This window comes from Nitrosopumilus sp. S4, from assembly GCF_054515835.1.
The window spans coordinates 1,504,971-1,523,264 of the sequence record NZ_CM137258.1 but is presented as its reverse complement, the minus strand read 5'-3'; the positions used below and the strand labels follow the sequence as shown (position 1 = coordinate 1,523,264).

Here is an 18,294-nt window from a genome sequence, read left to right as displayed (position 1 = left end):
ACCAAGCAAGTAGGACGATCTATTGCTTTTCTAAAAAGAGCATATGTGAACCTGCTTGCCTGAATTTAACTGAATTTATTTTTGTCCTTATCTGTTGGCTTCTCTGACTCTTCAGGTTTCTTTTCAGTATCATCTACATCTAATTTTTCAAAATTCTCTGAGTATTCCAAGTCTTTTTCTACTTTGGAAATATCTGACAACTCTTCAATGGTCTCTGGATTATCTTTTTCAAGTGGATCAGAGAGTGAAAGTTCTTTCTCATTTTTTCTCTTTGCCATCTGCTTTACTACCATTATTCCAATTACGATTGCAATTATGACATAGTTGATTGGTGGCTTTAGCAGTTGAGTGACATATCCTATTTGTGGAATAGTATAGGCTACTTTTCCGATGTATTCCTCTTGAGTAATTGGAAAGTCAGTTCCAGGAATTGATGCTGGATTTGCATCGCCTTTTGTTCTAATTGTTTTAGGATCCTCATTTAGAATAGAGGCCACCCTGTGAACTATTACCCTATCGTGGTCTGAGGGTCGATTAAAGACAATAATGTCTCCTACATCAATTTCCTCAAAAGTAACATGTCCTGACACAATCAAAACATCATAAACTTCTAAAACTGGAATCATACTTCCACTGGCAACTACATAGAATGGATTTTGAGTTCCAAATGCTACCTGTAAACCAATCCAAATTACTAGTACGCCCACACCAACAATAATGATATCTTTGATAACGCCTTTAGATATTGATTTTTTTGCCAATTACATAATCGCCTATAGTGCCATTGATTAAATTTGCTAGCTATTAGAGCTTGGTTCCACATTCTTCACAGAATTTAGAGCCTTCCTTATTTCCAAATCCACAATTGGAGCATTTTCCTGGTTGATTTTGTTCTACTGCAGCTTCGGGATTTCCTAATAGAATAACTTCGCCAACCTTTTTGATATTACTCCAAGGAATGCTTCCTTCCGTTCCATCATTTTTAGTAATTACTAAAACCATTGATTGTGTTGAATCTATCCCTACTTGTTTTGCAGTTCCAATCTTGTTTGCATTCTCATCAAATACAGATCTTCCTTCAATAGAACTAACTGAAGTTGCAGGACCTGGTTGTGTTGCTTCTTCTTTTGGTGTCTCCGGTGTTGCTTGTGAAGGTGCTACTTGTTGTGGTGGAGCTTGTTGTGGTGGAGCTTGTTGTGGTGGAGCTTGTTGTGGTGGAGCTTGTTGTGGTGGATCTTCTGCAGCTGGCTCTAGTGGTTTTGCACTTCCAACATCACCTGTTTCGTCTTGTTTTTTGAACTCTCTATATTCTGCTATTGTTGAATTACATGAATTGCAGATGTATTGCCCTTTTTCTGCAAGAATAAGATTTTCTGCAACTTCTTCATTTGGATTCTCAAATTCTATTTTTGGAGAACCCTCAAACTCTTTTTCACAAGTATTGCAAAAATGCTTTGAAATTTTATCATCAGTTAATCTGCCAATTGGCGCTAAAAACAGATCAGGACCACCTAGATTTCCCTTCATCTGTTGCTCATCAGTCACACTGGCCATAACATAGCCACCAGAACCTCGTAATTTTTTTAGTCTTAGTTCTGAGCTCATATCTGAGATTTGAGAAAACGTCATTTAAGTATATATCAAAATTATTTTTCCCACAAAAACTATGGTGCTAATTCTGGTGAACGTTTTTAGGTACGGATAATAAAATAATATTACAATGGGAATAACACAAGTTTCAGATGCAAAGTCTTGGGAAGTCGATGTGATAAACTCTGACATTCCTGTATTTGTAGACTTTTGGGCCGAATGGTGTGGTCCATGTAGAATGGTAGGTCCTGTAGTTGAAGAATTGGCAAGTGACTATGAAGGCAAGGTAAAATTTGTCAAGGTTAATGTTGATGAAGCCAATGAATTGGCATCAAAATACAATGTCTTTAGTATTCCAACCTTAATCCTCCTTAACAAAGGTGAGATAGTTAGCCAGCAAGTAGGTGCTGCTTCTAAAGAATCATACAAAAATATGATTGATAGAGCACTTGCATAAACTCAAACACGTTTTCCTTCTTTTTTGATCCTAAAGTAATTAATATTCCAAAAAATTAAGCTATCACATGTCATTTGGTGAAGTAGACACACTCAACATGCTCTTTGATAAACTGCAGAGTTTGTTTGATGAATCCCAAGGGTACTATGAATCATTTCTTGATACCAATAACATGTACAAGAAAGGCCAAATTACTGACAAAGAATTCTTCCAAAAGTTAGGTGACTATGTAGTTGCATATTCTGCATTGGAATTTCTAGCTATCAAAGTAATATTCGAATTAAAAAAATCAGTAGGAAAAGGTTCTGGATCTACACAATCCCCTGGATTGATGCCTGGTATGGGAAATCCTGGAATGATGGCAGGAGGAATGGCAGGAATGCCAAGAGCTGGAAGTGCAGAAAATCCTGTTGGTGGACCACCAGGAATTGTTTCAGCTAAAGAAGCATTTGGAGATGTTGGAACATTACCATCACCTGATCCCTCTCTAATGCCAAGACAACGAATTTCTCCACAATCTGAAAATGGATGTTCTTCATGTGGCGCAGAATTAAGAGCTAATGCAAAGTTTTGCACAAAATGTGGAGCTAAAGCATTATAAAATTTAAGAAATCTCTAATGAGCATTTATCAGAGCAAATTCTTCTGTTAAACACATCTTCAAATTCCCTACCACAATGTGCACAATTTCTAAATGACATACTATCAATACACTTTTTTTGTATTTAACCCTGATAAAATGAAAATTATTCTTGTGTAGTGCCGCATTCAGGACAGAACTTTGCAGTTGCTGAAAGACTAGTTCCACATTCAGAGCAAAACTTTCCATCTGATTTTACTTCATTGTATGCATTTCCATATGGTGCAGATGCTCTAACTGCACCTGATGGTTCGTATTTGTCATCATCAATTAAGACTGGCTCAAAGTCTTGTTCTGTCAAAAAGGTCATCATTCTTGGGATTCCTTTTCCTTCGTTTTTTGGGTCTGGAACAGAGTCTCCTAACCAAAATGCGAATCTCATTAGAGTAAGTTCTGGTGTAGAGAATGCTAGAGTGTGCTTTGACATGTATTCCTGTGCAGCTTTTTTGCCGTCAAAAACTTCCATGAAGATGGTATTTTTTTATTTATGTATAATAGTTTCTGGAAAAAGTGGACCGGGGGGGAATCGAACCCCCGACATCCTCGTTGCGAACGAGGCATTATACCCCTAAACCACCGGCCCTTGACTTAACTGATTGGTTGTGTTTTTATTCATTTTCTCAAAGCATAATAGACTGCAATCTATGATATTTCGTGATGACGTATGATACTGTGATTACTGATTCTCATGTTATACTCCCACAAGGAATGGTTGAGAAAAACATTCTAATTAATGAAGGACAAATTGTAGGATTTTCTAGTGATGTTCCAGCTTGTGATCACAAAATTAACGGTAATGGATTAGTTTCAATTCCAGGACCAATTGACACTCATGTTCATTATGGAGTTTATTCTCCAATTAATGAAGCAGCAAAAACAGAATCACATGCAGCAGCAATTGGTGGAATCACAACAATGATGAGGATGCTTAGATTAAAAGATCCATTTACAAAATCATTACAAGAACAGTTAGAAGCTTCAGCTCAAAACCATTATGTTGATTATACCATTCACGCGTCAATCTTTACACCCGAGCAAATTAGTGAAATGAATTACTGTATAGAAAATTCAATTACATCATTTAAAATTTACATGAATCTTGGAGGTGAAGTTGGACATGTGTATATGGATATGCCTCCAAACTCTCCTTCTTTAGTTGAAGCAAACGTCAACGTTACTGATGATATTGTAGAACAAACAGTAAAGAATGCAGCTTTACTTGGATGTCCAGTTCTTGTTCATGCCGAAGATTATGAGTCATGTGGATGTGGAATTAAAACTGCAAAAGAAAAAAATCAGGATGGTTTGTCTGCATGGTCTGAGAGTCGTTCACCGGAATTTGAAGCTAAAGCAATAAAGACAGTATGCAAGTTTGGACGAGATTATGATTGTGTAATTTACTTTGTACACATTGGATCAGAGCGTGCCTTAAAACAAATTGAGGAAGAAAAAAATCTAGGAACAAAAATTTTTGTAGAAACATGCCCTCACTATCTTACTCTATCTTATGAGAAGCAGGAGGGATACCTTGCCAAAGTCATGCCTCCAATACGAACAGAAAGAGATAGACAGGCAGTATGGAATGCATTATCAAATAATCTAATTGATACTATAGGCACAGATCATGTGGCTAATCAACTCAAACTCAAACTAGGCGGTGAAAATGTTTGGGGTGCACTAGCTGGCTTTCCTGGAATTGGAACAGTTCTGCCAATTTTACTAAATGATGGAGTAAATCAAAATAAAATTACACTAGAGCAATTTGTAAATTTTACCAGTTACAACGCTTCTCAAATATTTGGAATGTATCCACAAAAAGGCACACTAGAGAAAAACTCTGATGCAGATATTACAATGATTGATTTGAAAAAAGAAAAAACTGTAACATCAGAGTTGTTTGGTGGGTTCTCCGATTACATTGTCTATGAAGGAAGAAATCTCAAAGGCTGGCCAGTCAAAACAATTGTTAGGGGAGAAATAGTGGCTGAAGACTTTGAAGTAATAGGCAAGCTTGGTCACGGAAAACTAGTTGAGAGAACAATCAATCTATTTTCAAAATAAATTGATTATTTTTGCATTCATATTTCATATTACACGATTCCTTTTTATGAGAAAAACTTGAATTATTTGCATTGCAGATTTTGTTAATATTACTAATAGGTATAGCAACTTTTTCACTTTTCGCTATTTTTGAAGATATATTTGCACAAGAGATGCCAATACATCAGCAATGGAAAAAATTTTCAGATCCTGATTTGCTAAAATGCTCTCAAGGAAATCTTTTGTTACAAAAAAATGATGGAACTCCTGCATGTGTAAAACCATTTACTTATGAAAAACTAATTGATCGTGGATATGGAAAATTTGATTCATCTCAAATGAGCAAACGCCCCGAAATGATGAATCAATTAATGAATCATATGATATCAAATGAAAACCTGATGCATCATTGGCACCAAATGCTCCAAAAAAACCCATCACTAATGATGCAAACTACGAATTATTTTACAACTCTTATGAAAGAAAACCCTGAACTACTCAAAAACGTGCTGGGATCAATGACTAGTGAGCCTGAATTACGTGAAAAGATGATTCAAACAATGAAACATCATTCACTGATGGAGGCTTCGCTAAAGCAAAATTCCATGTGGATGGATTCTGTTCATCAACCTATGATGGGCTCAATGGGTCATGGAGGCGATTCTGATATTGGGTGTCCAATGTGTGAAAAAATGAGTAATACTAGTTGCTCATGGTGCCCAGAATACCAAATGCACTCTATGCATAAAACAACTACATTTTCACATTCAGAGAGGATGATGGATATGATACATGAGATGTGGATTAATTCAGATACGAGTAATCAAATTCATAGAAAGATGTTGGAGAATCCATCACACATGGCTTTAATGTCTCAAGATATGATGGAGCCATTGCTTAATGCAGTAATGGATGATGAACAATTACGCCAAGAAATGATTGATCTAATGCTTGAACATGAGGTTTTTATGAATACAATACGACATGAAAATCCATCTGATCAGCATTAAAACTATTTGTTATACAAATTTTATTGCTGCATACCCAACAACTGATGAATTATTTCCAGATACATCCCCACTAGTTGAATAACTGAGAAGTACTCCCTTTGTTGCACCAAGTTTCTTACATGCAATCATTGTAGATGCAATTGCACCATATCCACATGCAGTGACTTTTTTTTCTTTGAGTACTTTATAGAATTCATCAACATCCAATTTCAAAATTGGTTCAATCAATGCTTTATCTTGATTATGTGCAAAAGAATTTTCTTCATAATGTGTAAAGTCTGATGAACCAATAATTATTGATTTTCTATCCTTTGCAATACTAGAAACAGCATCTCCAACTATTTCTGCAGTCTTCAAATCTTGTGCTCTTAGTATTATTGGAAGAATTCTAAATTCTGAAGTTAAAAATGATTGTAGCATTGGCATTTGTACTTCTAAGCTATGATCTTGTGAATGCGAATACGAATCAATCTCAATTAATTTTGATTTTTCTGCTAATTGTTTTGCCAATTCAGTATCCACTGGAACTAAACCCAAAGGAGTAAGCCATTTGATATCTGACATTGTAGCAGCATCACTGCCAATTCCATAATGATTTGGTCCAATTACTATTGCAAGTTCCGGGTTCAGCGATGATATTGCCTTAAATGAGTGACAGGCAGTTGGACCAGAGTAAACATAGCCAGCATGGGGTACAATCACTCCGTAAATTCTCTCTTCTTTGACTTCTGCAGTGCCAGGACCAAACTCGCTTTTCATACATGATTGAATCATTTTTTCAAGATCGTCTTTTTCTTCAGGATAAAATTGACCTGCTACGACTGGTGCTCTAATCATAATCACACCAAAACCATCATTTTATAAAAAAATTATTATATGATTTTCATATGAAATTCTAACAAACTATTCTTTAAAGATCATTCCCTGAAATCTTGAAATTTTTGTAGATTTGTCTTTCCATGCATCTTTAGGAAGTCCGGCCTTTTGGCATGTGTACTCTAGGAATTCTTTAGTGGTCCATCCATATTCAGTTGGAACCTGTGGTAATAGCAAACCCGAGGCAAATTCATTCTCTACAATTAATCCATCTTTGCCTATCTCAATTATGGATAGATACTTTTCTGGATCATCTACCTTCATCTCAACTGGTGGAGTCAGGACTGTTACCTCAAAGACAAGATCATCTAATTCATCAATCTCTACTGGTGAAAATCTAGTATCTCTTGTTGCTGCAGAAATTGCTGCATCTACTAATCCTTCTGACAATTTCTTGACAGGAAGTGGATAGCCAATACATCCTCTCAGTGAATCTTTTTTGTTAATAGTCACAAACACTCCACAACTAAAATCAAATTTAGAATTAAACTCGGAATCATCGATCTTTGAATTTGTTTTGAGAAATTCAGTAACTGCTTTTCTTGCCATTCTGACTAGTTCTACTCCATCTGAATTTGAAATCTGGGTTTTTGTCATACGTGTTAAATATGTTAAAACGCAATAAAAAACATTGACAGCTATTCTTGGCAAAGAAGCAGAATTGTATGAGAAACTTCCAAATGATAAGATAAAGTGTACTGCATGTGCAAGATATTGCGAAATAGGAAAAAACCAAATTGGTTTGTGCGGAATTCGAGGAAACGAAGATGGTAAATTACAATTGTATGCCTATGGAAAAGTAATCTCAGGTCATGTTGATCCTATAGAGAAAAAACCACTAATTCATTATTGGCCAGGCAGCAAAATCTATTCTATTGCAACTACTGGATGTAATTGGCTTTGTAGATATTGCCAAAACTCTGACATTAGTCAGAGACGTAAGGTTGAAGGAATAGATATGACTCCCGAAGATGTTGCAAATACTGCTGTAAAATATGGAGCACATGGAATTGCTTACACATACAACGAGCCTTCAATCTTTATTGAATTTGCAAGAGACTGTGGATTGGCTGCAAGAAAAAAAGGATTGTTTAATGTATTTGTCTCAAATGGATATGATACTCCTGAATCAGTATCAATGATGAATCAATTCCTAGATGGAATTACTGTTGACTTTAAAGGAAATGCAGAGAAAGAATTTACAAGAAAATACATTGGAGTACCAGATCCGCAACCAATCTTTGATACGTTATTAGAGATTAGAGACAAGACAAAGATCCACGTAGAGATTACTGATCTTATTGTTCCCAAAGTCGGAGATGACTTGGAGCATGCAAAAAAACTCTCCAAATTCATCTACGATGAGTTTGGACCAGAGATGCCAATTCATTTTTTGAGATTTCATCCTGATTACAAAATGATGGAGTTTCCTAGCACTCCCGTTGAAACACTGGAGAAGCACTATCAAGTTGCAAAAGATATAGGTCTAAAGTATGTGTACTTGGGAAATGTTCCCGGACACAAGTGGGAGCACACATACTGCTCTGAATGCAATGAAATTGTTGTTAATCGCTATGGATTTAACATACGAGAATGGCATTTGGATAAAAATAACTGCTGCAGTTTCTGTGGAAATAAAGTTCCTATAGAAGGTAAATTACAAAAAGGATACAAGCAAGATCGATTTCAAATGGTATCCTAAATCGATCTCTTATGAAATTCTTAAATCTCAAAATCACGTATAATACCCCATGGCAACAAGGGATGATCTGAGAAATGATATTCTCAAGGCCACCGAAGAGCAGCAAAAACTCATGGAGCAAAGAAAGCCGTACTTGGGTTCAAAAAATAATGAGGATCAAATGAACGCATTCAGACTAACCACAATGATAATGAAATACGAGGATTTTATTCGCGATACTGAAAGGCAGCTAAGAACTATGGCCTGAGCCTAAATTATATCGAATTTACCGCCAGTCTTTGCCCTGTAAATGACATCTGGCTTTCTAAGAAATATTCCTGATTCTAGAACGCCAGTTGTCTGCTTTATTTTCTGGGATAGGGCCTTGGGATTTTTGATTTCTCCAAAATCACAATCCAAAATTATATTGCCGTTTTCAGTAAAGAATGGATACCCTCTATCAAGTGATCTAATCTGGGGTTTTCCACCAAGTTTTTGAATTGATTTTATTGTTGAACTTCTAGCTAGTGGATGTATCTCGACTGGAACTGTTCTTGTAAAATTTTTTACAAATTTTGTCTTGTCTGCCATCACAATGACTTTTTTTGCAAGACTAAACAAGATGTTCTCTCTGAGTAATGCACCTCCTCCTCCTTTGATTACGTATTTTTGTGAATCAATCTGATCTGCTCCATCAAATACAACATCAATGTAGTCTACTTGATCAGCTTCGACAAGTGGTATTCCAACTTTTTCTGCGATTAATTTTATTTGCATTGATGTTGGAACTCCTACTATTTTGTAGTCTCTAAGCTTGATTAGATTTCCAAGTGATTTTACAAGTGCCGTAGCTGCTCTACCGCTTCCTAAACCTACAATATGATTATTCTTAACATATTTCAGAGCATCACTTGATAATGCCGAAATGGCATCATCATAAGACAATTACTCTACCTCTGCTTGGTCTAGCTTTGATAGAACTCTCATGATGTCTCCTTTGATCTTATCTAGATCATCAGAGTCTTCGTCAAAGTCATCATCTGCTGATGTTGGCTTTGGTTGTTGTTTTGGTTCTGGAAGTGCTTTGTGTTCTGTAATCTTTGCAACTTCTTTGTTAAGGTCTGGCTTTGTATCAAGAGTTTGTTTTGTCTCTGCTGTTTTAGGACTGACTGATTGAATAATTTCAATTTTATCTTCTACTTTTGGTTTTGGTTGAATTATTTCTTTGACAATCTCTTCTTTAGGTTCAATTAGTTGTGTTTGTACAACTTTTGGTTCAGGCATTGGTTTTGGAATCTCGTGTTTAACTTCTTTTTCAAATAATGGGAACTTGGGTTCTGTTCTTGATGAGCTAGTTAGTGTGGTGAATTCAAATGATCTTCTGTGTCTTGTTGGTGGAATAACAATTGATTCAGCAGATTCTTTTGGTTTATCAAATGTAAATGACTGCTTGATTGATTGTGAGATTGGTTTTGATTCTTTCTTTGGTGTCTCTGTCTGTTGTGTCTTTGGTGTTGGAACTTCTGGAGTTTGAGGTTTAGAGCTTACAATCTTTGATGATAGCTCATAGAGTCTGTCATCTAACTTTGATAGTTTTTGATCCATCAAAGTGATCAAACCATCTCCAACTGGTCCCAAGTCTGGATGCTTGCTTGCTTGCTCGAGTTTTTCTAATCTAGCTAAGATAACTCCAAGCTGATGCTGATATTTTAATAATAATTTGTCTTTTTGAATTTTAGAAAACTCTGTATCTGATTGGTATAGTCTTGTAATGGTTTTAGTAAGAATATCTTTTTCAATTTTTAGTGCACTGATTTGACTTTTGATATGTGAGCTGGCACCAAGACTAAGTAACTGATTTTTGTCTCGTGGCATTTTTCGTACGGCAGCGGCCGTAGCAACACCGGCTAATGAACTAAGAATAAGGGCAATTTCTTGCATCTATGTATACCATTTAATCCAGGAATACTTTCTGCGTTTGGCCTCTGGGAATCCACAACTTGCACATTGGTGGTGTCTCTTGTGAAGTGAGTTCTTACCACATCTTCTACATCTGATGTGAACTTTCTTCTTTGTAAAACCACCCATAGAAGTTGTGCCTTTAGTCATCTCAAATCACCTAATGCTGTGCTGGTGGAGGAGATATCATAACCACATTGTCTCCTCTAACGACAATGGATCCGAGGCTTTTAGAATCGCCTTCAGTAGGAATCTCCTCTGAAGAATCGAGTAGCAGGTTCATGTGTTGGTCAAACCCTAAGAGATTACCTCTAATGGTCTTTCCACCTTTGAGTTTTATCAATACAACTTGATTGATACTCTCATCCAATACTTTTACTGCCATATCAACGGACATCTATTTCACTTATTGGCTTTGATATTGAGGGATTATATTAAAATTTCATTGGTGTAACTATGAGCTATGCCCAGTAAGGCAAGTTTGACACTTTTTTGCAAGATTTTCAATGATTTCAGCTAAAAATCGATTTCCTTGACTCTTTGTTGCATCTCGTGGATCACCCCAAATTCCGTTTTTTGTTGCTTTTGGAAATGATTTACTCGCTAGTTTTCCTAGTTTTACAACTTGTTGTTTTGACATGGAATCTGTGATTAGGCCTTTTTGAGCTAATTTCATTTTGACATTATTTGATATTGCAAGCATTAGAGATGTTTCTACAAATCCTGCATGATCAAAATCTCTTTTCATAAAATGCCAATAAGATAATGGAAAAACTTTGAGTTTGTTTTTTGATAGTTTTTCAAGTTTTACGTCGATATTCTTTATTGCATCTTGATTTCCATGATGTCCATTAATTATGAAAACAGTTTTGATGTTATTTTTTAACAATGATTCACATAAATCAATTAGAATTTTTTGCAGAGTTGATTTTGATACACTTAATTGAAAATATGGTGCATGCTCATATGAGACTCCATATGATATGGTAGGCAAAAGCAGATAGCTATTTTTTTCTGCTAGTCTTTTTGAGATTTCGGTGACAATATCTGTATCAGTTGAGACTGGCAGATGTGCTCCGTGCTGCTCAATAGAGCCGACAGGAATGATTGCAATTTGTTTTTTCTTGGCAATTGATTTTCTTAAAATAGGATCAAATTGGTCTTGGATTTTTGTCATTTGATTCACTTGGATTTTATGTGAACCTTTCTCCAACGAACTTCTAGCTTGTTCTCAAGATGCATCTTCATTGCCTTGACTAGTGTGTCAGCTTCAAGCTTTTGACCCTTTGTTTTTATTTTCTCTAGTGTGTCGTTTGGATCTACCTTAAAGGCGTCCTGGAAAATAATTGGTCCTTGGTCTAAGTTCTCAGTGACATAGTGAGACGTAACACCAACAATTTTTGTTCCTCTCTCATATGCTTGTGCATATGCTAAAGCTCCTGGAAATGCAGGAAGCAATGAAGGATGTATGTTAATTATTCTATTTGGATATCTCCAAACAAAGTTTGGACTAAGTATTCTCATATACCTAGCTAGTGCGATCAAATCAACATCATATTTTTTGCAGATCTGAATTATTTTCTCCTCTGCTTTTTGTTGATCTTTATCATCAACTAAAACAAATGGGATCTTTGCTTTCTTGGCAATTGACTCTAGAGTCTTTTCCGTTCCAACAATTACTGAGATCTTCCCTTTCAGAGATTTTTTGTTTGCAAGAATTGTTTGAAGACAAAGTGGCTCCTTTGTAACAAACACTGCAATGTTTTTCTGCGAATTTGTCTCATGATGTGTACTTACATCCATCTTTTCTTTTTTAGCTAAGCTTTGAATCTCTGAATCAAATTTCTTTACATCAAATGACTTTGTAAATGATACTTCTAGATACATTCCAAAGAGTCCTTTGATGACATTTTGATTTACTTTCTCAATATTTCCTCCCTTTGAGAATGCAAAATTAGTAAATGCAGCTACAATTCCCTCTTTGTCTTTGCCAACTACTGTAATTCCAACTACTGTCTTTTTCATGACTTTGTTTGCTGAAGATTTTCTCATTATTAATCATTCACAGAAAATCAAAGTGGTGCGGGAGGTGGGATTTGAACCCACGAACTCCTAAGAGATAGGGTCCTAAGCCCTACGCCTTTGACCAGGCTGGGCGACTCCCGCAACGACCTTGCCATTAAACACAAATTTATCTATTATTGCATAATGATGTGGCGAAATATTTTGGAACAAATGGAATTCGTGGTGTATTTGATGAAGATTTCACACTAGAATTCATTCATGACATGACATTATCTATTGGAACATATTTTCAAACAGGACCAATATTGATTGGATATGATGGACGTGATTCTAGTCCAATAATTTGTAAAGTTATAACATCTGCACTTAATTCAATTGGAATTGATTGCAATGTTGCAGGATTGGTACCAACACCATGTTTGGAATATGCAGTAAAGACACTTGGATATTCAGGTGGAATTATGATTACTGCATCTCACAATCCTCCGCAATACAATGGAATCAAACCTGCTGCAAAAGACGGTGTAGAGATTTCACGCGAAGATGAACTAGTAATTGAGGATATTTACTTGAAAAAAAGTTGGCTTTCACATCCTACAAAGTGGGGAATTACAGGAAAAGAAGACAGAGCAATTGAGACATATCTTAAAGGGATTTCATCTCAAGTTGATTCTACCTTAATAGAATCAAAACATTTCAAAGTTGTTTTAGATTTAGGTAATGGTGCGCAAGCAGTAACTGCTCCAGAATTTTGTAACATGTTGCAATGTGAAACAATTCTAATTAACGAAGAGATTGATGGAGAATTTCCAGGACGTGGATCAGAGCCAACACCAGAAAACTTATCCAAACTATCAAAGACTGTTAAGAAAAATAATGCAAACTTGGGGATTGCATTTGATGGTGATGGTGATAGAAGTATATTCTGTGATGATAAAGGTGAGATACTTACTGGTGACAAGTCTGCACTTGTATTAGCACAACATATCTTGAGACAAAATCCAAACTCTCTAGTAGTTACTTGTTTGAATTCTGGTTCCAACATTGAAGTATTAGCAGAAAAATTTGGCTCTAAAGTTATACGCACCAAGGTAGGCAGTGTTGAGGTATCAAGGAAGATGGTTCCAACTGATGCACTAATTGGATATGAGGAAAATGGTGGTTTCATGTATGGAAAACATAACCAAGTTCGAGATGGCTGTATGACTTTGGCATTAATGCTTGAAGTTTTAACAACCGGGCGAAGTCTTTCTGCAGAGGTTGCCAGCTTACCCCCTTCTTTTACAACAAAAGATAAGATCGAATGTCCTGCCGAAAAGGTTGCCCAACTTATTTCAGAACTAAAAGATGAGTTCCCAGATTCTGACACAACTGATGGAATCAAAATTTCTATAGATACAAAAAACTGGGTAATGATTAGACCCAGTGGAACCGAACCCATTGTTAGAGTATATGCCGAAGCTGAAAGTCAGGAAAAACTAGATGAATTAATGTCCGAATATCTCAAAAAGGTAAAGACAATCATTTCCCGATAACACTTTTAAAACCAAACTAAACGATTGAGAGAATGGAGAATGAACCCTAAGGGTGACGAAGTATGGGAAAAGCATATTATGTTAAATTTGAGACACCAGAAGACCTCATAAATCCAATCTTAGAGGCTGTTAGAGTTGCATCTACCAGTGGCAAAGTTAAGAAAGGAACTAACGAAGCAACCAAAGCCATTGAACGTGGTACTAGTAAACTAATTGTAATTGCCGAAGATGTAGAACCACCTGAGGTAGTTGCACATCTTCCAATACTCTGTGAAGAGCAAGGAGCAGCATTTGCATTTGTTCCAAGTAAACAAGAGTTAGGAAAATCATTAGGAATTGATATCACTTCTGCCGCTGCAGCAATATTGGATGCTGGTGATGCACAACACATTGTAGATCAAGTTGTATCAGCAATTGCTAAAATTAAAGGTGGAAAGACTGATCAATGAGTTCCACTACTGAAGAAGTAATTCAATCTGAAATTATTCAAATTGTTGGAAGAACTGGTATTGCCGGTGAAGTAATTCAAGTTAGAGTTAAAGTTCTTACTGGGAAAGATAAAGGAAGAATTCTTACAAGAAACGTAAAAGGTTCTGTTAGATTAGGAGAAATTCTAATGCTAAGAGAAACTGAGCGAGAAGCAAAGAAGATCAAATAGGTGAAATAGATGAGTCTTTTAGTTAAACCCTGTAATTTCTGTGACAGACCTGTTGCAAAAGGATCTGGTACAATGGTAGCTAAAAATGACGGAACTGTTTTGTGGTTCTGTTCTGCAAAGTGCAAAAAAAACATGCTCGAACTGAAACGTGATCCAAGAAAATTAAAGTGGACCAAAAAGTACGTCAAGGGCGGAATCAGAAAGAAGTAGAATTGACTGAACAAACATTATTCATTGTAAAGCCTGATGCAGTAGCTAGAAATCTAGTTGGTGAAGTAATTACTAGATTTGAGAAGAAAGGATTCAAACTATTGAAACTAAAGATGTTTATATTTACACAATCACAAGCAGAAAAGTTCTATGATGTACACAAAGACAAACCCTTCTTTGGTGAGCTTACATCATTTATCACATCAGGACCGGTAGTTGCTGCAATCATTGAAGGAAACAATGCAATAGCAACTACAAGAATTATGATTGGTGCAACAAAATCATTTGAAGCAGAACCTGGTTCTATTAGAGGAGACTTTGGATTGGGATTTAGTGAAAATATTATTCATGCATCAGATTCACAAGAAAGTTTTGATCACGAATCGAGGGTAGCATTTGAGTGATCTGATTTGCACATTCGTCAGCCCATAGTGGCAGTTCTAGGTCACGTAGACTCTGGAAAAACTTCACTATTAGATAAAATTCGTGGAACAGGAGTTCAAGGAAGAGAGGCAGGAGGCATTACTCAGCATATTGGTGCAAGTTTTCTTCCCACAGAAACAATTAAAGAAACATGTGGGATTCTTTACAAGAAACTAGAGCAATCAGAAAATAAGGTTCCTGGAATTTTAGTAATTGATACTCCAGGACACGAAGTTTTTACAAATCTTCGTTCAAGAGGTGGTTCAGCTGCCGACATTGCAATTCTTGTAGTCGATGTTAATCGTGGATTCCAACCACAAACAAATGAGAGTTTAAAAATTCTACAGAGCAGAAAAGTTCCATTTGTTGTTGCACTAAACAAATGTGATCAGATTTCTGGATGGAGAAAATCAGACACTAAATTTATCTCACAGGCAATAAAGGAGCAAGATGCATCAATTCAAGCAGATCTTGATCAAAAGATCTATGATGTAGTAGGAACTCTGTCTATTCTTGGATATCAATCAGAGGCATTTTATCGTGTAAAGGACTTTAAATCTGAAATTGCAATAGTTCCAATATCTGCAAGATCTGGAGTTGGAATTCCAGAACTTCTCAGCGTTTTAGTTGGATTAACACAGCAATATCTCAAAAAGAGACTAGATCAAGATGAGAAAGAGCCCCGTGGAATTGTATTAGAAGTAAATGATGAGGTTGGATTAGGACCTACTGCAAATATCATATTAATTGATGGGACAATTAAAAAAGAAAACAGCATAGTTGTTGCAAAAAGAGATTCTGTTTTAGTTGTAAAACCAAAGGCCATACTGCTACCTAAACCACTTGATGAGATGCGTGATCCAAGAGACAAGTTCAAACCAGTTCAACAAGTAGAAGCAGCAGCTGGACTTAAAATCGCATCAGCAGAGCTTGATGGTGTACTCCCTGGAAGTACTCTTTATGTTGCATCAAATGATGAGGAAATTGCAAAATTTACTAAACTCATTGAAGCCGAAATGAAATCTGTCTTTGTTGATACTGAGACTGATGGAATTATTCTAAAATGTGATACCATAGGATCACTTGAGGCAATAGTTGAGATGCTAAGACGCTCACAAGTACCTGTTGCAAAAGCAGACATTGGTCCAGTTAATCGTCGAGATGTAATGGAGGCAAAAGCAATCAAAGAGAACAACAGACATCTTGGAATTATTCTATCATTTAATGTCAAGATTCTTCCTGATGCACGAGAAGAATCAGAGACTAGTCATATCAAAATTTTTGAGGACAAAGTAATCTACAGTTTAATTGATAACTATAATGCTTGGGTTGAAGAAGATACTGCAAACGAAGAAGATGCAATATTTTCAGAACTAACACCTATCTCAAAGTTTACTTTTCTAAAAGGCATGGTCTTTAGAAATAACAATCCTGCAGTCTTTGGAATAAGAATTGATGTTGGAACACTACGACACAAAATTCCCTTTATGAATATGGATGGACGAAAGGTTGGATATATCCACCAACTGCAACTAGACAAAAAGACTGTAACATCAGCTAAGGCAGGAGATGAGGTTGCATGCTCTGTTAAAGATGTAACAATAGGAAGACAGATCTTTGAAGAAGAAGTATACTATACTTTTCCTCCATCACATGAGGCAAAACAAATCTTGAAAAAATTCATGCATAAACTAAGCTCTGAAGAACAAGAAGTGTTCAATGATATTGTGAGAATTCAACGAGAAAAAGAACCAGTTTATGGTTATTAGATTAAAAAAGAAAAAAAGAATGATGTTATCTTTTATGGTGTTGGTTCTGTAACTGGTGGTTCTGGATCAGCAACTATATTTCTTGCTAAACAATCCTCAACTGTGAATTCATCAGAGATTTTTTCATCAAAGTTTTCTCCATCAGTATGTTTTCCAACATGTGCTTTCTCAGCATTTCCATTGATATTGATAACTTTCCATTCTGCTGGAATTACTTCCTCAGTTTCCGGAATGCCATCACCATCTAGATCAACTAGAATTATTTCTTCCTCTGAGAAGTGACAAACATCAATTTTGTCTGCTTTTGCAGCCATTGCTGGTGCAAGAGCACTCATTCCCAAAATAACTGCAAACATTGCGATTGCAGCGATTGATAATGTTGTTTTCATTGAATATCTATTCTAGGTTTTAATCATAATCTTGATGCTGTATTTTTTGAACCTTTTTCAGAAAAAAAAATGATAAAAAATGAAAAAAAATGAATTTAAATGAATAAAGTGATATTATTGGAAATCGTATTCTAATTTTGCATTACTTAGTGACTCTTTCATTTCAGATGAACCAGTTGATGCTCTTTTGTTAATTCTTGCAAGAACTCTGTTTGCAATGTCTTCACCATATTGAGAACGCAAATGTTTCATCATACTAGTACGGACTCTGCCAAATCTTTGCTTATCTGAAATAATTGCATCCTCACAGGCAAGATCAGCTTCTGCTTCATTATCCAAATTTTTCAAGTTTTCCGGCCTTTTCAACTGATCTCTTAGAAAAAATTTGAAGAAATACACTTAGTTGTTCAAATTGAGCTACAAAAAAAATGTCTCATTTAGAATATTTCTGGCAGATCATATGAATTCCAGGTGCACCTACAGCTCCCATCATCTTATCCACTACTTGTCCTGCCCTGAACATGATGAATGTTGGAATGGATTGCACTGCAAATCTCATTGAGATATTTTGATTGTTATCTACATTTACTCTGGCAAATTTTATTTTTGGATATTTTTTTGCTAGACTCTCAAACACTGGATGCATCATTTTACACGGACCGCACCATTCTGCCCAAAAATCAACTAGTGTTGGATTCTCTGCAGATATCACACTATCAAAATTTGATTCATTCAAATCAATTATTCCAGGCTCAATTCTGGGCTCGCTTTGCTGCTTGAGCATCTCTTCGAGTTTTCTCTGCTTTATCTTTTCGATCTCAGGATCATCAGACAATAATTAATGAAAAATTCACTCCTCTAAAAAATCTATACTGAATTAATCATCTTTTGATTTTATTGGAACTGCTTCAAATCTTCTAGATTTGCAAATAGGACACTGATCAATATAGTGAGTAAAACTCACAGAAGTGTATGCAATTCCACACTCTCCGCAAATTCTAAGATTTCTGCTCAGTTTACCCATGTATGATGT

General features: G+C 35.9%; 27 protein-coding genes and 2 tRNA genes. 12 read left to right on the top strand and 17 right to left on the bottom strand.

Annotated features, from left to right (window positions below; genetic code table 11):
- Nucleotides 1-65: 65 nt before the first annotated feature.
- Together ACX119_RS09115 and ACX119_RS09110 are read right to left on the bottom strand one after the other, a co-directional pair.
- Entirely contained in the window at nucleotides 66-761 is a 696-nt protein-coding gene (locus ACX119_RS09115; RefSeq protein ID WP_459350934.1) for a signal peptidase I, read from the bottom strand.
- Between the two features lie 43 nt (nucleotides 762-804).
- Entirely contained in the window at nucleotides 805-1,605 is an 801-nt protein-coding gene (locus ACX119_RS09110) for a zinc-ribbon domain-containing protein (protein ID WP_459350933.1), read from the bottom strand.
- A 115-nt stretch (nucleotides 1,606-1,720) separates the two neighbouring features.
- On the opposite strand from ACX119_RS09110, the gene trxA (ACX119_RS09105) reads away from it, so the two are divergent.
- Nucleotides 1,721-2,047 (top strand): thioredoxin, encoded by a 327-nt coding sequence (gene trxA / locus ACX119_RS09105; RefSeq protein ID WP_297593668.1) that lies wholly within the window; start codon nucleotides 1,721-1,723, stop codon nucleotides 2,045-2,047.
- 67 nt (nucleotides 2,048-2,114) lie between these two features.
- Nucleotides 2,115-2,648, top strand: coding sequence for a zinc ribbon domain-containing protein (locus ACX119_RS09100; RefSeq protein ID WP_459350932.1), 534 nt, complete (start codon nucleotides 2,115-2,117; stop codon nucleotides 2,646-2,648).
- Between the two features lie 144 nt (nucleotides 2,649-2,792).
- Here ACX119_RS09100 and ACX119_RS09095 read toward each other — a convergent pair whose 3' ends face one another.
- Both ACX119_RS09095 and ACX119_RS09090 read right to left on the bottom strand, forming a co-directional pair.
- On the bottom strand, nucleotides 2,793-3,152 hold the full coding sequence (locus ACX119_RS09095) for a zinc ribbon domain-containing protein (RefSeq protein WP_459350931.1): 360 nt from the start codon (nucleotides 3,150-3,152) through the stop codon (nucleotides 2,793-2,795).
- A 45-nt stretch (nucleotides 3,153-3,197) separates the two neighbouring features.
- A tRNA-Ala gene (locus ACX119_RS09090) sits at nucleotides 3,198-3,269 on the bottom strand.
- A 74-nt stretch (nucleotides 3,270-3,343) separates the two neighbouring features.
- On the opposite strand from ACX119_RS09090, the gene ACX119_RS09085 reads away from it, so the two are divergent.
- Both ACX119_RS09085 and ACX119_RS09080 read left to right on the top strand, forming a co-directional pair.
- Nucleotides 3,344-4,747: a dihydroorotase gene (locus tag ACX119_RS09085; RefSeq protein ID WP_459350930.1), complete on the top strand. Its 1,404-nt coding sequence runs from the start codon at nucleotides 3,344-3,346 to the stop codon at nucleotides 4,745-4,747.
- Nucleotides 4,748-4,899: 152 nt separating this feature from the next.
- On the top strand, nucleotides 4,900-5,736 hold the full coding sequence (locus tag ACX119_RS09080) for a hypothetical protein (RefSeq protein WP_459350929.1): 837 nt from the start codon (nucleotides 4,900-4,902) through the stop codon (nucleotides 5,734-5,736).
- Nucleotides 5,737-5,745: 9 nt separating this feature from the next.
- Here ACX119_RS09080 and ACX119_RS09075 read toward each other — a convergent pair whose 3' ends face one another.
- Together ACX119_RS09075 and ACX119_RS09070 are read right to left on the bottom strand one after the other, a co-directional pair.
- Nucleotides 5,746-6,573 (bottom strand): MEMO1 family protein, encoded by an 828-nt coding sequence (locus ACX119_RS09075; protein WP_459350928.1) that lies wholly within the window; start codon nucleotides 6,571-6,573, stop codon nucleotides 5,746-5,748.
- Nucleotides 6,574-6,639: 66 nt separating this feature from the next.
- Nucleotides 6,640-7,209 (bottom strand): TIGR00296 family protein, encoded by a 570-nt coding sequence (locus tag ACX119_RS09070; protein ID WP_459350927.1) that lies wholly within the window; start codon nucleotides 7,207-7,209, stop codon nucleotides 6,640-6,642.
- 34 nt (nucleotides 7,210-7,243) lie between these two features.
- Between ACX119_RS09070 and amrS the strand changes: the two genes are divergently transcribed.
- Nucleotides 7,244-8,314 (top strand): AmmeMemoRadiSam system radical SAM enzyme, encoded by a 1,071-nt coding sequence (gene amrS, locus ACX119_RS09065; protein WP_459350926.1) that lies wholly within the window; start codon nucleotides 7,244-7,246, stop codon nucleotides 8,312-8,314.
- Between the two features lie 49 nt (nucleotides 8,315-8,363).
- A complete protein-coding gene (locus ACX119_RS09060) occupies nucleotides 8,364-8,561 on the top strand; it encodes a hypothetical protein (protein ID WP_297593684.1) in 198 nt (65 codons plus the stop codon).
- Nucleotides 8,562-8,563: 2 nt separating this feature from the next.
- Here the strand turns inward: ACX119_RS09060 and rpiA are convergent, their stop codons facing one another.
- From rpiA to ACX119_RS09025, 7 genes are all read right to left on the bottom strand, one after another.
- A complete protein-coding gene (gene rpiA, locus ACX119_RS09055) occupies nucleotides 8,564-9,238 on the bottom strand; it encodes a ribose-5-phosphate isomerase RpiA (RefSeq protein WP_459350925.1) in 675 nt (224 codons plus the stop codon).
- On the bottom strand, nucleotides 9,239-10,234 hold the full coding sequence (locus ACX119_RS09050; RefSeq protein ID WP_459350924.1) for a hypothetical protein: 996 nt from the start codon (nucleotides 10,232-10,234) through the stop codon (nucleotides 9,239-9,241).
- The gene (locus ACX119_RS09045; RefSeq protein WP_008297772.1) at nucleotides 10,235-10,402 is read right to left on the bottom strand and encodes a 50S ribosomal protein L37e; all 168 of its coding nucleotides are present in this window, start codon (nucleotides 10,400-10,402) and stop codon (nucleotides 10,235-10,237) included.
- A gap of 10 nt (nucleotides 10,403-10,412) precedes the next feature.
- Nucleotides 10,413-10,649, bottom strand: coding sequence for an LSm family protein (locus tag ACX119_RS09040; RefSeq protein ID WP_297593690.1), 237 nt, complete (start codon nucleotides 10,647-10,649; stop codon nucleotides 10,413-10,415).
- A gap of 57 nt (nucleotides 10,650-10,706) precedes the next feature.
- Nucleotides 10,707-11,429, bottom strand: a complete 723-nt coding sequence (locus tag ACX119_RS09035; RefSeq protein ID WP_459350923.1) for a creatininase family protein — start codon at nucleotides 11,427-11,429, stop codon at nucleotides 10,707-10,709.
- Nucleotides 11,430-11,434: 5 nt separating this feature from the next.
- Nucleotides 11,435-12,277, bottom strand: coding sequence for a formyltetrahydrofolate deformylase (locus tag ACX119_RS09030; protein WP_459352026.1), 843 nt, complete (start codon nucleotides 12,275-12,277; stop codon nucleotides 11,435-11,437).
- A 53-nt stretch (nucleotides 12,278-12,330) separates the two neighbouring features.
- Nucleotides 12,331-12,418, bottom strand: a tRNA-Leu gene (locus tag ACX119_RS09025).
- Between the two features lie 47 nt (nucleotides 12,419-12,465).
- Between ACX119_RS09025 and glmM the strand changes: the two genes are divergently transcribed.
- From glmM to infB, 6 genes are all read left to right on the top strand, one after another.
- A complete protein-coding gene (gene glmM, locus ACX119_RS09020; protein ID WP_459350922.1) occupies nucleotides 12,466-13,812 on the top strand; it encodes a phosphoglucosamine mutase in 1,347 nt (448 codons plus the stop codon).
- Nucleotides 13,813-13,874: 62 nt separating this feature from the next.
- Complete coding sequence (rpl7ae, locus tag ACX119_RS09015; protein WP_297593695.1) at nucleotides 13,875-14,261, top strand: 50S ribosomal protein L7Ae; 387 nt, start codon at nucleotides 13,875-13,877, stop codon at nucleotides 14,259-14,261.
- On the top strand, nucleotides 14,258-14,470 hold the full coding sequence (locus ACX119_RS09010; RefSeq protein ID WP_459350921.1) for a 30S ribosomal protein S28e: 213 nt from the start codon (nucleotides 14,258-14,260) through the stop codon (nucleotides 14,468-14,470). The genes rpl7ae and ACX119_RS09010 overlap by 4 nt, the downstream gene beginning before the upstream one ends.
- Before the next feature lie 9 nt (nucleotides 14,471-14,479).
- Nucleotides 14,480-14,680, top strand: coding sequence for a 50S ribosomal protein L24e (locus tag ACX119_RS09005; protein ID WP_459350920.1), 201 nt, complete (start codon nucleotides 14,480-14,482; stop codon nucleotides 14,678-14,680).
- Between the two features lie 2 nt (nucleotides 14,681-14,682).
- The gene (gene ndk, locus ACX119_RS09000) at nucleotides 14,683-15,084 is read left to right on the top strand and encodes a nucleoside-diphosphate kinase (RefSeq protein ID WP_459350919.1); all 402 of its coding nucleotides are present in this window, start codon (nucleotides 14,683-14,685) and stop codon (nucleotides 15,082-15,084) included.
- A 27-nt stretch (nucleotides 15,085-15,111) separates the two neighbouring features.
- Nucleotides 15,112-16,872: a translation initiation factor IF-2 gene (gene infB, locus ACX119_RS08995; protein ID WP_459352025.1), complete on the top strand. Its 1,761-nt coding sequence runs from the start codon at nucleotides 15,112-15,114 to the stop codon at nucleotides 16,870-16,872.
- 32 nt (nucleotides 16,873-16,904) lie between these two features.
- On the opposite strand, the gene ACX119_RS08990 is transcribed toward infB, so the two are convergent.
- The 4 genes from ACX119_RS08990 to ACX119_RS08975 form a co-directional block, all read right to left on the bottom strand.
- The gene (locus ACX119_RS08990) at nucleotides 16,905-17,261 is read right to left on the bottom strand and encodes a hypothetical protein (RefSeq protein WP_459350918.1); all 357 of its coding nucleotides are present in this window, start codon (nucleotides 17,259-17,261) and stop codon (nucleotides 16,905-16,907) included.
- A gap of 114 nt (nucleotides 17,262-17,375) precedes the next feature.
- Nucleotides 17,376-17,627: a hypothetical protein gene (locus ACX119_RS08985; RefSeq protein ID WP_459350917.1), complete on the bottom strand. Its 252-nt coding sequence runs from the start codon at nucleotides 17,625-17,627 to the stop codon at nucleotides 17,376-17,378.
- Nucleotides 17,628-17,694: 67 nt separating this feature from the next.
- Nucleotides 17,695-18,096, bottom strand: coding sequence for a thioredoxin (trxA, locus tag ACX119_RS08980; protein WP_459350916.1), 402 nt, complete (start codon nucleotides 18,094-18,096; stop codon nucleotides 17,695-17,697).
- A gap of 42 nt (nucleotides 18,097-18,138) precedes the next feature.
- A complete protein-coding gene (locus ACX119_RS08975; protein ID WP_459350915.1) occupies nucleotides 18,139-18,285 on the bottom strand; it encodes a hypothetical protein in 147 nt (48 codons plus the stop codon).
- Nucleotides 18,286-18,294 lie beyond the last annotated feature (9 nt).